General features: G+C 62.4%; 11 protein-coding genes. 8 read left to right on the top strand and 3 right to left on the bottom strand.

Annotated elements, in window-relative coordinates; genetic code table 11:
* Nucleotides 1–97 precede the first annotated feature (97 nt).
* The 4 genes from ACOI7Z_RS00340 (at nt 98) to ACOI7Z_RS00325 (ending at nt 4,136) form a co-directional block, all read left to right on the top strand.
* Nucleotides 98–1,399 carry an NAD(P)/FAD-dependent oxidoreductase gene (locus tag ACOI7Z_RS00340; RefSeq protein ID WP_023288715.1) on the top strand — a complete coding sequence of 434 codons (1,302 nt, stop codon included), beginning with the start codon at nt 98–100 and terminating at the stop codon, nt 1,397–1,399.
* A 13-nt stretch (nt 1,400–1,412) separates the two neighbouring features.
* Nucleotides 1,413–1,778 (top strand): cupin domain-containing protein, encoded by a 366-nt coding sequence (locus ACOI7Z_RS00335; protein WP_002892824.1) that lies wholly within the window; start codon nt 1,413–1,415, stop codon nt 1,776–1,778.
* A 287-nt stretch (nt 1,779–2,065) separates the two neighbouring features.
* On the top strand, nt 2,066–3,565 hold the full coding sequence (locus tag ACOI7Z_RS00330) for an APC family permease (protein ID WP_032454960.1): 1,500 nt from the start codon (nt 2,066–2,068) through the stop codon (nt 3,563–3,565).
* Nucleotides 3,543–4,136, top strand: coding sequence for a DUF3156 family protein (locus ACOI7Z_RS00325; protein WP_087824407.1), 594 nt, complete (start codon nt 3,543–3,545; stop codon nt 4,134–4,136). The genes ACOI7Z_RS00330 and ACOI7Z_RS00325 overlap by 23 nt, the downstream gene beginning before the upstream one ends.
* A 6-nt stretch (nt 4,137–4,142) precedes the next feature.
* Here ACOI7Z_RS00325 and ACOI7Z_RS00320 read toward each other — a convergent pair whose 3' ends face one another.
* The 3 genes from ACOI7Z_RS00320 to ACOI7Z_RS00310 all read right to left on the bottom strand — a co-directional run bounded on the left by ACOI7Z_RS00320 (nt 4,143) and on the right by ACOI7Z_RS00310 (nt 7,249).
* Nucleotides 4,143–5,258, bottom strand: a complete 1,116-nt coding sequence (locus ACOI7Z_RS00320) for a class II histone deacetylase (protein ID WP_023288712.1) — start codon at nt 5,256–5,258, stop codon at nt 4,143–4,145.
* Complete coding sequence (locus ACOI7Z_RS00315; protein ID WP_023288711.1) at nt 5,255–6,448, bottom strand: MFS transporter; 1,194 nt, start codon at nt 6,446–6,448, stop codon at nt 5,255–5,257. Before ACOI7Z_RS00315 ends, ACOI7Z_RS00320 begins: the two co-directional genes overlap by 4 nt.
* A 117-nt stretch (nt 6,449–6,565) precedes the next feature.
* Nucleotides 6,566–7,249 (bottom strand): helix-turn-helix transcriptional regulator, encoded by a 684-nt coding sequence (locus ACOI7Z_RS00310; RefSeq protein WP_032454931.1) that lies wholly within the window; start codon nt 7,247–7,249, stop codon nt 6,566–6,568.
* A 425-nt stretch (nt 7,250–7,674) separates the two neighbouring features.
* Here ACOI7Z_RS00310 and ACOI7Z_RS00305 point away from each other — a divergent pair, with 425 nt between their 5' ends.
* The 4 genes from ACOI7Z_RS00305 (at nt 7,675) to ACOI7Z_RS00290 (ending at nt 12,320) form a co-directional block, all read left to right on the top strand.
* On the top strand, nt 7,675–8,862 hold the full coding sequence (locus tag ACOI7Z_RS00305) for an anaerobic sulfatase maturase (protein ID WP_060589575.1): 1,188 nt from the start codon (nt 7,675–7,677) through the stop codon (nt 8,860–8,862).
* 43 nt (nt 8,863–8,905) lie between these two features.
* Entirely contained in the window at nt 8,906–10,639 is a 1,734-nt protein-coding gene (locus ACOI7Z_RS00300; protein ID WP_087849367.1) for an arylsulfatase, read from the top strand.
* Between the two features lie 87 nt (nt 10,640–10,726).
* Nucleotides 10,727–11,503, top strand: coding sequence for an SDR family NAD(P)-dependent oxidoreductase (locus ACOI7Z_RS00295; protein WP_049013140.1), 777 nt, complete (start codon nt 10,727–10,729; stop codon nt 11,501–11,503).
* Between the two features lie 25 nt (nt 11,504–11,528).
* Nucleotides 11,529–12,320, top strand: coding sequence for a MoaF C-terminal domain-containing protein (locus tag ACOI7Z_RS00290; protein ID WP_087849368.1), 792 nt, complete (start codon nt 11,529–11,531; stop codon nt 12,318–12,320).
* Nucleotides 12,321–13,533 lie beyond the last annotated feature (1,213 nt).

The raw sequence follows: 13,533 nt of genomic DNA, 5'->3' as shown, positions 1-13,533 counted from the left end.
TCGTTCTAAAGAACGTCATTCTTCCGGACGATATTCAACGCCCGCGCGGCGTGCTGTGATGAGGAACTTGAGCGAGGCAAGACCACAGGGTAACGCGATGAACATCAAAATCGATGCGCTGAACTACTACGGCGCGACGAAGAAATACCACCTCCATTTTCCGGCGCTGCGGGAAGATATTGAAGCCGACGTGGTGATTATCGGCGGCGGCTTCTCCGGCATTAACACCGCCCTTGAGCTGGCGGAACAGGGCATCACTAACGTGGTGGTGCTGGAAGCGCGCCATCTCGGCTACGGTGGCACCGGGCGCAACGGCGGCCAGGTGATGGCCGGTATCGGTCACGATATCGAAGCGGTAAAAAAGCACGTCGGCAAAGAGGGGCTGGAGACGCTGTTTAAAATCGCCAACCTCGGCGCAGGCATCATTCGCGAGCGCATCCGCAAATACAACATCGACGCCGATTTCGTCCCCGGCTACGGCTACCTCGCCTATAACCAGCGGCAGCTCAAAACGCTGCGCCAGTGGGAGAAAGAGTTTAAGGCCGCCACCCCGGATGAAGATATCGAACTGTATACCGGGAAAGAGGTGCAGCAGGTGGTCGGCTCCGAGGTCTACTGCGGCGCGCTGAAACATATGGGCGGCGGGCAGATCCATTCGCTCAATATGCTCCTCGGTTCGGCGCAGGCCGCCCATTCGCTGGGGGTAAAGATCTTCGAATCCTCGCCGGTGGTGGAGGTGAATTACGGCAAACAGGTGCGGGTACGGACCGCGATGGGCAGCGTCAAAGCCGCCAAACTGCTGTGGGCCTGCGACAGCTTCCTCAACAATATGGAGCCGGAGATCTACAACAAAACGCTGGTCACCTACTCCTACCAGGTATCGACCGAGCCGCTCTCCGATGAACTGATCGAGCGCATCAGCCCGCTGCGCGGCGCCTTCAGCGATATTCGCCCGGTGATTAACTACTACCGCGTCACCCGGGAAAACCGCCTGCTGTTCGGCAGCGCCACCCGCTTTGTGGAGTATACGCCGAACGATTTCGCCGCCTGGAACCGCACACTGCTGGCGGAGGTCTTCCCCTATTTGAAGGATGTGAAGATCGATTTCGCCTGGGGCGGGCCGATGGCCTGTAGCGCCAACCTGTTCCCGCAGATCGGCACCCTACGCGATCACAACAACGTCTTTTACGTCCAGGGGTACTCCGGCTTCGGCGTCACCCCGTCGCACATCGTGTGCAAAATCCTCGCCGAAGGGATCAACGGCGGTTCCGACCGCTATCGTCTGCTGAGCAGCATCCCCCACGCGACCATCCACGGCCGTGACAGCCTGCGCTTGCTATTAGTCACCGCCGGAAAACTGATGCATCAAACCGCCGGTTTCTGGAAAGGCCGGAGTTAACCAGGAGAACGCTATGCACGCTTTTAAACTTAAACACCCGGTGCCCGACCTGCAGCCGATCGGCAGCGTCAGCCTGCTCGGCGCGACGCCGACCGCCGGCGACCCGCAGGTGGCAGGGGCGATGATCTACGGCGAGCCGCAGGATGCCTTTACCTGCGGACTGTTTTCGTCCACTGAGGGGAGCTTTACCATGACCTATCCGTTTACCGAACACGCCACCGTGCTGGAAGGCGAAGTGGAGCTGACCGTCGCCGGCGGCGAGCCGCAGCGCTTTGCGCCGGGCGACAGCTGGTTTGTTAAACAGGGTACCGAAGTGGAGTGGAAAATCCTGACGCCGCGCTTTGTGAAGCACTACCTGGCGAACGTCGAGACGCGCTAACGCGCTGCGCTTGCCCGGGCCGGGGGGACGAATGCCGTCGCCAGGCCGGGTCAGGCGCCAGCCGCCACCCGGCAGAAACAGGCGCAATGTGGCAAGACGGATGGCCCCGGTTTTCGGGGTCATGTTGTTTATCCACCCTCACATTCATCGACGGCGTCACAGAATCATGCGCCGCCCTCCACCTTCCGGACGATATTCGTTGAGCAGGATGCCCGCCTAAATTATGACTATCCGGGAGTGGCGCTGGCTATTCCCTGCCCTCCCCCACTATTGTGCAGAGGTTGACTATGTTTAGTAACAGACTTGCCAGCCATCTTGAGCGCGGGGTCGTCGGCTTCCCGACCACTCTCGCCAGCTCCGTCGGGCTGATTATGGCCAGCCCGGTGATCCTGACGGTCACCAGCGGCTTCGGCATGGGCGGTGATACCTTCGCGCTGGCGGTGCTGCTGGCCTTTATTATGATGCAGGCGCAGGTCACCACCTTTGCCGAGGCGGCGACGCTCATTCCTACCACCGGTTCGGTGTACGACTATATCTCCTGCGGCATGGGACGCTTCTTCGCCATTACCGGCGCGCTGTGCGCCTATCTGATCGTGCATATTTTCGCCGGGACGGCGGAGACGATCCTGGCCGGCATTATGGCGCTGGTGAACTTCGAATCGATCAACGCCCAGATGGCCGCTCACCAGAACACCTGGATGGTGGGCGTCGGCATGGTGGTGGTTTTCGGCCTGCTGAACGCCATCGGCGTGGAAATCTTCGGCAAGGTCGAAGTGGTTCTGACCTTCGGCATGTGGACCACGCTGACCATTTTCGGCCTGTGCGGCATTTTTATGGCGCCGGTCACCCACCTTTCCGGCTGGTTCGGCACGCCGCTGAACGTCAGCGATATCCATGGCCTGTTCGGCTATATCGGCATGGCGATGTTTATGTTCGTCGGTTGCGAACTGGTGACGCCGATGGCGCCGGAGATCAAACAGGCTCACCGTACCATTCCGCGGGCGATGGCGCTGGGCCTGCTGGGGGTCGCCAGCTGCATGTTTATCTACGGGGCGGCGATCAACCGCCAGGTGGAGAACACCGTGCTCGACGCGGCCAACAACGTCCATCTGCTGGATACGCCGATGGCGATCCCGGCCTTCGCCGAGCGGGTGATGGGCCACGCCGGCCAGTACTGGCTGGGGGTCGGGCTGCTGCTGGCGGGCTGCGCCACCATCAATACGCTGATGGCCGCGGTACCGCGCATTATTTACGGTATGGCGCTGGACGGCGCGCTGCCCCGCTTCCTGACCTGGCTGCATCCGCGCTTTAAAACGCCGGTGATCGCCATCGCCATCGGGGTGGCGATCCCCTGCCTGCACGCCTGGTATCTGAACGGCGATCTGGACCGCATCGTGCCGCTGATCCTCGCCGCGGTCTGCGCCTGGGGCGTCGCCTATCTGCTGGTTACTCTGTCGGTGGTGATGCTGCGCATTCGCCGCCCGGACCTGCCGCGCGCCTACCGCTCGCCGTGGTTCCCGCTGCCGCAGATTATCTCCAGCGTCGGAATTATCATCGCTATCGTCAATATCACCCCGCCGGGGATGGACAGCCGCCAGGTGCTGGTGCCGTTCGGCATTATGCTCGGCCTGACCGCCGCCTACGCCCTGTTCTGGACGGTGTGCGTACAGCGCGTCAATCCGTTCAAGCCGCTGGTGGTGGAAGAGGTGGTCGACCGCGCCATCAGCAACTACGAAAAACAGACCCGCGGGGAGATGACGCCAGATGTCCTCCGTCCCCTGGTTTGAGACGCCGTTAATGAACGCGGTGCAGCGCGATCTGGCCGGCTGGCCCTGCGAAAAGCTGAGCGAGCGCAGCGCGCTGCTGCGATTGAACGACGCCACCGCCGTCACCTTCAGCGTGCGTCAGAAGCGGCTGTTTATGGCCAGCATTCACAGCTGCGAATTTGTCGTCGCAGGGCCGGTCACCCGGCCCGTGCGCGGTCACATTCGCGCCCATCAATCCGGCTGGTGGAAACGCCAGCCGATCCGCTTTATCGGCGGCAAAGGCAGCGAGGAACTCGCCGGCTATCTCAACGGGTTTCCTAATCTCCAGCAGACCCTAAGCGAACTGGACTACCGCCGCTTTTCGTTGACCTTTGACGGTAACGGCTGGCGCTGCAGTATTGAACCCTGGGCCGCCAGCGAAGTGGTCTGTAAAATGCCGCCGCTGCGCCGTTATCTGCGGCTGGAAGCGCAGCAGCGGATGCTGCTGCTCAGCGTGCTGGCGATGATCAATCAGGCAGTCAGTCAGTGGATGCGCGGTGAAATCGTAGATGAGAAAGCATTTTCTTCCCCGCCATCACAGCGGGGAAGCTGAGCCGGTTTACTGCAGGCCAAACCGTTGCGCCAGCCGATCGATGGCCTGCCTCTGGAACTGCGCAAACTCCGCCCGCGGCTGCTGCTGCTGAATAAATTCCAGCAGCGGATCCTGGACCGCGGTGCGAATGCCGCTCAGGGCCTCCATCACCGCCAGGCCGCAGAACGGCACGTAGGATTCGGCGTAGCCGCCCTCGTGCACCATCACCAGTTTCCCGCCGCACAGACGATCCGCCGCCTGCTGCACCAGCCCGGTCATCGCCCGGAAGCTGTCGCTGTGCAGCTGCATCCGCGCCAGCGGGTCCATGGCGTTGGCATCATAGCCGCAGGCGATAATAATCAGCTCCGGCTCAAAGCGCGCCAGCGCCGGAATAACGATGGTTTCCAGCGCATAGCGCCAGCTGTCGTCCCCCGCCCCGGCCAGCAGCGGAATATTGATGTTGTAACCTTCGCCCGCGCCCGCGCCGCGATCGTCCTCACCGGCATAACCGGGTGGGAAGCAACCGTCCTGATGCAAGGAGATAGTCAGCACGTCGTCGCGCTGCAGGTAGATATGCTGGGTGCCGTTGCCGTGATGAACGTCCCAGTCAATGATCGCCACCTTGCCGAGCCCCAGCAGCGCTTTCGCCCGCTCGACGGCAATCGGAATATTGGCGAGGAAACAGAAGCCCATCGACTGGTCCGGCAGGCAGTGGTGTCCAGGCGGTCGCGACAGCGAATAGGCATTATCCAGCTCGCCCTTCAGCACCGCTTCCACCGCCGCGCAGGCCAGGCCGGCGGAGAGACAGGCGATTTCATAACTGCCCGGCCCCAACGGCGCCTCTTTGCCCAGCATGCCGCCGCCGTTATCGCTTATCGCCTTGAAGCGCTCAAGATAGCTGTCGGGATGGATCCGCCGCAGGTCCGCAAGGCTTGCCGGCGCCGCGCTGCGCAGCGCCAGCTGCGGCGTCAGCCCGGAGACGTCCATCAGGTTTTTCATCCGCCGTTTGGTCTCCGGTGATTCGGCATGACCGCCGCCGGCGGGCGGTTGCACCCACCCGCCCACCGGCAGCGTCACCGCGTGCAGACCGGTACTGTGCCAGAAACAACGTTCATCAAAGAAGAAACCGGTTTTTCTTTTCACTCTATCCTCCCGTTGGCTAAGCCTTTGCCGGCGGCCGACGCCGCCGCAATCAAAATCAGTGACAGCAGCGCGCAGCCCCCTGCCGCCAGCAGCAGCGGATCGGCGCTGGCAAAATGCTGCAGTAAAGCCCCGGCTAATGCCGGACCGGCCGCCATGCCGCCGCCGATCACCAGATTAATGCTGTTCATCAGCCGGCCGTTGTTATCGAGCCCGGCGACGCGGGCGAGAATAAAGGGCAGCACGAAGGTCCAGGTGAACTTAAACAGCAGCGCCGCGATGGCGTAGCGCGCCAGCAGCGGCTGGCCGATCAGCAGCCCGACGCTGAGGATCAGCAGGCCGTAGCCCAGCCACACCGGCAAACGATCGGCCCGCCGGGTGCCGCGCAGGGCCGCGCCCCCCGCGCCGATAATGCCGCACACCGTCGCCGCCGCCAGCACCAGGCCGACCTGCGTCGGGCTCAGGCCCGCCGCCGCGCCGAGGGTGCCGATAAAAGTCCACACCGCGCTAAGGCTGATATAGAAGGTCAGCACCGCGAGGACCGCCAGCGCCTGACGCCACAGCGCCGTCGGCGGCTGCTGGCGTGAGACGGACAACGGTTGAAAGCGCGGCGGGAAAGCCGACACCAGCGGCAGGCAGCAGAGCATAATGGCGGCGAGGATCAGATAGACCACCTTGAGGCCAAAGCTGGCAAACAGCCCGGGCAGCACCAGCAGGCCAAGCATCCCCAGCAGCAGTTGCCCAAGCACCCAGAAGGCGTAGACTCGCGACGGGTTCGAGGTTCCCGCCGCGCAGCTGATGCACAGAATCATCAGCGTGCCGCCCGCCAGCGAGGCGAGAAAGCGCACCGCCAGCAGCGTCTCATACTGGGTCACCGCCGCCGAGGCGAGATTGGCTGTCAGAAACACGACCCCGGCCGTCAGGGCGACCCGCCGCCAGTCGAGGCGACTCATCCACCACCACGCCGGCAGCGTCGCCAGGCTCATCGCCCCCAGTTCCGCCGAGAACAACCAGCCGATCTGGCCGGGTTTTAGCTGCCATTCGCTGGCCAGCTGCGCCGCCACCGCCGGCGCGGTCATCAGAATACCAGGCGCAATAGCGGCGAAAATCACAATCGCCGCCAGCAAACGCAGGGACACGACCAGCCCGGCGGGCCGGGAAAGCGCATGTTCAGTGAGAGGGGTACTCGACATCGTAGGGCGTGCTCCGGTCAAAAAAGCCTCCCCCCGGAGGGGTCTCCAGGGAGTGATACCCACAGGCATCAGGAAAACGCCGTGCTGCCACGGCGCGCGCGGGATGCGATAGTCAGATCACAGATGCAGCGTACGCTGAGCGGCCGGCATCCAGGTTCGGGAAACGAGTTCAGTACGATTGACCACTTCGGTCTTAGCGAAAATATTGCGCAGGTGCGTTTTCACCGTCGAGAGCGAGATATCCAGCCGGCGGGCAATCAGCTTATTGCTGGCCCCTTCGCGCACCATGCCGACGATTTCCCGCTCTTTGGCCGTCAGGATGGCGGGCAGGTCATCTTCGTCCTGCAGGCAGTCGCGGATCGCCAGCTCCACCAGCGGCAGCACCGCCTGGGCCCGATGACGCTCTTCGCTGGAGAAAGGCACGTCGCGCATCAGCGAGATACCGGCGACGATCCGCCGCTCGCGGCGAATAAAGATCTCGGTCATGTCGCGCACATTATTCGGCAACATAAATTCATGATAATAATGCCGGTTGCGGTCGCAGAGCCGCGGCGTCATCGCCGCCATGGTGGTGTTCTGGTGGCTAAAGCGCGACGGCAGCAACGGATCCAGCGGCTGGAAGTTTTCCAGATATTGTTGGTGCGTATTATCAGAAATATTATGCAATATATAGTTTTCGGGTTTTAACCGATTATTTACTCGATAAAATACCGCCGAAGACAGTGGAATTAACTGGGAAATAGTCTGTAAACAACGGGCTATTATCGCATCATTACGGCTGGCTTTTAACAAAGCAGACATGATAGGGCCTCCCCGTCGAGGTGCTGGTACATGAAACATGAATGACTACCGATTATTGAAGCATACATTTCACATTTAAGTAACACAATCATTAACATATTAACAGTGTGATAGCCGTTACAAAATTTTCAGCAATCCATTGTTATATAAAGCATTTAAAAAACACACCCGCCATGCTTTACGATAGCGGCGTTAAAACATAAACAAAAAAGATTAACACCCGGCGGACAGGCCCCAGGTGATAAAAAAACCCTATCCCGGACGCGTCTCTCTCATCCTTAAGAACGATGGATTTCTGTTTTTTTTCACTTATACCTCTAACAGGATGCAATTAATTTTCGCCGCGGCTTAATCATGTGATTACGCCTGACCCGCTGTTGCCAAAATAATATCAACAGCGCCGGTCATTAACCGAGGATAAGCCGATGCTGAATATCGCCGCCCTGCGCCAGCAGCAAATTCCGCTGGCCGCTGAGCCGCGCTCGCCGGTGCCGTTTCATATTCTGATGAAGCCGATTGGCCCCGCCTGCAATCTCGCCTGCCGCTACTGCTATTACCCACAGGATGAAACGCCGGTCAACAAGATGGACGAGGCGCGGCTGGAGCAGTTTATCCGCCGCTATATCGCCGCCCAGCCCGCCGGCGCGCGAGAAATCAACTTTGTCTGGCAGGGCGGCGAGCCGCTGCTGGCCGGCCTGAGCTTCTACAAAAAAGCGCTCGCCCTGCAGGCGCGTTATGCCCCCGACGGCGTCACCATCAGCAACAGCCTGCAGACCAACGGCACGCTGATCAACGACGCCTGGTGCCGGCTGTTTCGCGAGCATCGCTTTATTATCGGCTTGAGCCTCGAAGGCAGCGAAGCGCTACAGGACCAGCATCGTCCGGATAAACGCGGCCGGGCCACCTGGCCGGCGGCGCTGCGCGGCATCGACCTTCTCCACCAGCATCAGGTGGAGTTTAACCTGCTGGTGGTGGTGCATAACGAGATGGCGGCGCACGCGGCGGCGATTTATGACCGGGTGGTCAGCCTCGGCGCGCGCTATCTGCAGTTTCAGCCGCTGATGAGCGAAGGCGCAGCGCTGCGCGAGGGCTATCAGCTGAGCGCCGATAACTGGGGGCGTTTTATGGTCGGCATCTGGCGGCAGTGGCAGAAGCGCTGCGACAAGGGGCGGGTGTTCGTCATCAATATCGAGCAGGCGTGGGCGCAGTACTTCACCCACACCAGCGGCAGCTGCGTGCACAGCGCCCGCTGCGGCAGCAATCTGGTGATGGAGCCCGACGGAGAGCTCTACGCCTGCGATCATCTGATCAACGCCGAGCATCGGCTGGGCCGCCTCGATGAGCAGACGCTCGCCGCCGCGGTCGACGCCTCGGTGCAACTGCCTTTCGGTCAGCAGAAAAGCCTGCGCCGCGAATGCCAGACCTGCGCGGTCAAAATGGTCTGCCAGGGCGGCTGTCCGGCGCATCTCAACGCCGCGGGCAACAACCGCCTCTGCGGCGGCTACTACCGCTTCTTTAGCGAAATTCTTGCGCCCGTGCGCCCCTTTTCCCGCGACCTTCAAGGGCTGCAAGCCTGGCGGGCCGCGTTTGTCGGGGCCGCGCATCCGGCGTAGCCCGTTGCTCTGAAGCTATCCCTTTGAAACAGGAGAATCCGTTGTGAATAAAACAGCCATGGCCGCGGCGGTCAGTGTCATCCTCGCCGGCGGCGCGCACGCCGCGCAGCAGGAGCGTCCGAACGTCATCGTCATTATCGCCGATGATATGGGCTACTCGGACATTAGCCCCTTCGGCGGCGAGATCCCCACCCCCAACCTGCAGGCGATGGCCGAGCAGGGGATGCGCATGAGCCAGTATTACACCTCGCCGATGTCGGCCCCGGCGCGCTCCATGCTGCTCACCGGCAACAGCAACCAGCAGGCCGGGATGGGCGGCATGTGGTGGTATGACAGCACTATTGGCAAGGAGGGCTACGAGCTGCGGCTGACCGACCGCGTCACCACCATGGCCGAGCGCTTTAAAGACGCGGGGTATAACACTCTGATGGCCGGCAAGTGGCACCTCGGTTTTGTTCCCGGCGCCACGCCGAAGGACCGCGGCTTTAACCACGCTTTCGCCTTTATGGGCGGCGGCACCAGCCATTTTAACGACGCTATTCCGCTGGGTACCGTTGAAGCGTTTCACACCTACTACACCCGCGACGGCGAGCGCGTCTCCCTGCCGGACGATTTCTACTCCAGCGAGGCCTACGCCCGGCAGATGAACAGCTGGATTAAAGACACGCCGCAGGAACAACCGGTCTTCGCCTGGCTGGCCTTTACCGCCCCGCACGACCCGCTGCAGGCGCCTGACGAATGGATCAAGCGCTTCAAAGGCCAGTATGAGCAGGGCTACGCCGAGGTCTATCGCCAGCGTATCGCCCGCCTGAAAGCGCTGGGGATTATCCATGACAACACCCCGCTCCCGCACCTTGAGCTGGATAAAGAGTGGGACGCGCTGACCCCGGAGCAGCAGAAATATACCGCGAAAGTGATGCAGGTCTACGCGGCGATGATCGCCAATATGGACGCGCAGATCGGCACCCTGATGGAAACGCTGAAGCAAACCGGTCGCGATAAAAACACCCTGCTGGTGTTCTTAACCGACAACGGCGCCAACCCGGCGCAGGGCTTCTACTACGAATCCACCCCGGAATTCTGGAAGCAGTTTGACAACAGCTATGACAACGTTGGCCGCAAAGGCTCGTTTGTCTCCTACGGTCCGCACTGGGCCAACGTCAGCAACGCCCCTTACGCCAACTATCACAAAACCACCAGCGCTCAGGGCGGCATTAACACCGACTTTATGATCGCCGCCCCCGGGATTACCCGCCACGGTAAAATCGACGCCTCGACGATGGCGGTGTATGACGTGGCGCCGACCCTGTATGAATTCGCCGGTATCGATCCGAACAAATCGCTGGCGAAGAAGCCGGTGCTGCCGATGATCGGCGTCAGCTTTAAGCGCTATCTCACCGGCGAAGTGCAGCAGCCGCCGCGCGGGAACTACGGCGTCGAGCTGCATCATCAGGCGGCGTGGGTCGATGGCGAATGGAAGCTGCGGCGGCTGGTGCCGCGGGGCTTCACCGCCGGCGACGCGCCGTGGCAGCTGTTTAATCTGCACGACGATCCGCTGGAAACTCATGACGTCGCGGCCCAACACCCCGATCGGGTCAAAGCGATGAGCGAAGCCTACGAGGCGTTCGCCAGACGCACCATGGTCACCCGGGCGCAGGGCAAAATGATCGATTACGTCGGCATCGACAGCAAGACCGGACGCTATCTGGCGGTCGACCCCGCCACCATGAAGCCGGTTCCGGCGCCGCAGGCGATCCCGGTGAGCGAGCTCCATTAACCGACCCGGCTATCGTTCTTCCGGGCGATAGCCGGGAGCTGGCGCGCTTTTTAAGGTAACCGGAAACCCCATTACAGGAGAGAGCGAATGGCGAGAGTCGTGGTGATCACCGGCGGCGGAACCGGAATTGGCGCCGCCTGCGCGCGGCTGATGCGCGCCGCGGGCGACCGGGTGTTTATTACCGGACGGCGCGAGGCGCCATTGCGGGCGGTCGCCGATGAGACCGGCGCTACGGCGCTGATGGGCGATGCCGCCGACGGCGAGGCGTGGCGCCAGCGGCTACTGCCGGCCATTCTCGACCAGGCCGGCGGTATTGATGTCCTCATCTGCAGCGCCGGCGGGATGGGCAACAGCCCCGCCGCCGATACCAGCGACCGCCAGTGGCGCGAGGCGCTGGACGGCAATCTCACCAGCGCCTTCGCCAGCGTTCGCGCCTGCCTGCCCTCGCTGATTGCCCGCCGCGGCAACGTGCTGTTTGTCGCCTCCATCGCCTCGCTGGCCGCCGGTCCGCAGGCCTGCGGCTACGTCACCGCCAAACACGCCTTAATCGGCCTGATGCGCTCCGTCGCCCGCGATTACGGCCCGCAGGGGGTGCGAGCCAACGCCGTCTGCCCCGGCTGGGTCACCACGCCGATGGCGGATGAAGAGATGCTCCCGCTGATGCAGGCGGAAGGGTTGTCGCTGACTGAGGCGTATCAGCGGGTCTGTCGCGACGTTCCGCTGCGCCGACCCGCCAGCCCCGAGGAGATAGCCGAGGTCTGTCAGTTTCTCTGTTCGCCGCAGGCCGCCATCATCAGCGGCGCTACGCTGGTCGCCGACGGCGGCGCCAGTATCGTCGATGTTCCCACTCTGGCGTTTGCCTAACGCCCTACTCTGTTCAGGAGCCCCTATGACTTCAGAAGCCGTATTTATCCAGGTCGGCGCGCTGGCCGATGGTTTTGCGCCACACGGTAATTTACTCGCCACCGCCAGCCTGCCCGCAGACGAGCGCTTTACCTTTTATGTCGCCGGGAGCGAGCCGCAGCAGTTGATCATCGAAGATGAGCAGACGCTAAGCTGGAACGGCACGCGCACTCCCTGGCGGGCGACCGCCCTGCGCCCGGATATTCTGTTTATCGACTTCCTTGACCCGGAGCGGGATAACGCCAGCATCAGCGCGGTATGCAACCTGACGCAGCGCAACGCTACCCTGGTCTATGGCCAGCTGCCGGACGAAGCCGCCGCGCGGCTGGACGCCTTCAGCCGGGTGGAGCGAGGCCTGCCGCTGACCGCGGTAGAAGCGCGCTTTGTCTTCGCCCGCCTGGATGCGCAGCCGGGGCCGCTGCCGGGCTTTACTCCTGCGCTGGTCGGCATGCGCAATCAGTACACCTACAGCCCGACCGAGCGCTATGAGCACATCTATCTCAACGATAATTTTTACGCCTGGCAGTGTCTGGACGGCGTGGAAAAGGGGCTGGCGGATGTCGACCGCTGCCACTATGTGCTGGTGGCGGAGGATCTCTATCTGTTTGTCTGGCGCGAGAAAATCATTCCGACGCTGGGGGTGATCCTGATCGATCTTCAGCAAATGCGCACCGACGGCAAGATCATGGGCTATCAGGGCAGCGACTTCGGCGCCCTCAGCAATTTCCCGGTCGGCGCCAGCGCGAAGATCCTAAACATCACCCGCCACCAGGAATAAAGGGGCGCCGTCGGGCACGCTTTCAGGCACCACGCCCGTCCTATTGCCGGGTGGCGGCTGGCGCCTTACCCGGCCTACGGGGTCCTCTCACAGGCTGACACATCGTAGGCCCGGCAAGCACAGCGCCTCCGGGCGATGACAGCAGGCACAGAGCCGCTTTTATGCCGGGTGGCGGCTGCGCCTTACCCGGCCTGGAGGGTCCTCTCACAGGCTCATACCTCGTAGGCCCGGTAAGCACAGCGCCACCGGGCGATGACAGCGGGTACGGAGCCGCTTTTATGCCGGGTGGCGGCTGGCGCCTTACCCGGCCTGGAGGGTTCGTGCGACCTGTCGTTAATATATTCACCATGGTTGCTGAAACTGCCGGTGCTGGCGGCCTCAAAATCGCTGAGACGTTCCCGGAAGGCCGGGGCAGCCCGCATGGATGCGGGCTGAGGGCCGTGTTTTGCACGGACGCTGCCTCGGCCCGACCCGAAGCCTGCAGGGATAAGTCGAAGGAACCGCGCAGCGGCGATTTTGCTGGCCGGAGCCCGGGGGTACAGGGGGCGGCGGCGACTGGCCGCCCCCTGTGCGCTCCCTGCGCCATAAGAGACATAGCGCAGAAGACATATCGGGAGCGCAATCTGCCCGGAATTGACATAGAAGTTGTAGCCCTGCCAGGCGCAGTGCGAACAAGATATTTCCGGTTGTGCCGTTATTATGCCGGGAGGCGGCTGCGCCTTACCCGGCCTGGAGGGTCCTCTCACAGGCTGACACATCGTAGGCCCGGTAAGCGCAGCGCCACCGGGCGATGATAGCGGGCACGGAGCCGCTTTTATGCCGGGTGGCGGCTGCGCCTTACCCGGCCTGCGGGGTCCTCTCACAGGCTCATACCTCGTAGGCCCAGTAAGCGCAGCGCCACCGGGCGATGACGGCAGTCACGGAGCCGCTTTTATGCCGGGTGGCGGCTGCGCCTTACCCGGCCTACGTTCGTACGACCTGCCGTTAATTTATTCACCATTGTTGCTGAAACTGCCGGTGCTGACGGCCTCAAAATCGCTGAGACGTTCCCGGAAGGCCGGGGCAGCCCGCATGGATGCGGGCTGAGGGCCGTGTTTTGCACGGACGCTGCCTCGGCCCGACCCGAAGCCTGCAGGGATAAGTCGAAGGCACCACGCAGTGGCGATTTTGCTGGCCGGAGCCCGGGGGTACAGGGGGCGGCGGCGACTGGCCG

The organism is Klebsiella sp. C283 (assembly GCF_048822555.1).
GTDB lineage: Bacteria > Pseudomonadota > Gammaproteobacteria > Enterobacterales > Enterobacteriaceae > Klebsiella > Klebsiella quasipneumoniae.
Note: the sequence above shows the minus strand (reverse complement) of the source record. Positions and strands in the feature narration are given on the sequence as shown.

Excerpts from the sequence above, each read along its gene's own strand:
- ACOI7Z_RS00290 (WP_087849368.1), top strand. The coding sequence starts at position 11,529 with ATGACTTCAGAAGCCGTATTTATCCAGGTCGGCGCGCTGGCCGATGGT.
- ACOI7Z_RS00305 (WP_060589575.1), top strand. The coding sequence starts at position 7,675 with ATGCTGAATATCGCCGCCCTGCGCCAGCAGCAAATTCCGCTGGCCGCT.
- ACOI7Z_RS00330 (WP_032454960.1), top strand. The coding sequence starts at position 2,066 with ATGTTTAGTAACAGACTTGCCAGCCATCTTGAGCGCGGGGTCGTCGGC.
- ACOI7Z_RS00295 (WP_049013140.1), top strand. The coding sequence starts at position 10,727 with ATGGCGAGAGTCGTGGTGATCACCGGCGGCGGAACCGGAATTGGCGCC.
- ACOI7Z_RS00315 (WP_023288711.1), bottom strand. The coding sequence starts at position 6,448 with ATGTCGAGTACCCCTCTCACTGAACATGCGCTTTCCCGGCCCGCCGGG.
- ACOI7Z_RS00340 (WP_023288715.1), top strand. The coding sequence starts at position 98 with ATGAACATCAAAATCGATGCGCTGAACTACTACGGCGCGACGAAGAAA.
- ACOI7Z_RS00310 (WP_032454931.1), bottom strand. The coding sequence starts at position 7,249 with ATGTCTGCTTTGTTAAAAGCCAGCCGTAATGATGCGATAATAGCCCGT.
- ACOI7Z_RS00335 (WP_002892824.1), top strand. The coding sequence starts at position 1,413 with ATGCACGCTTTTAAACTTAAACACCCGGTGCCCGACCTGCAGCCGATC.
- ACOI7Z_RS00325 (WP_087824407.1), top strand. The coding sequence starts at position 3,543 with ATGTCCTCCGTCCCCTGGTTTGAGACGCCGTTAATGAACGCGGTGCAG.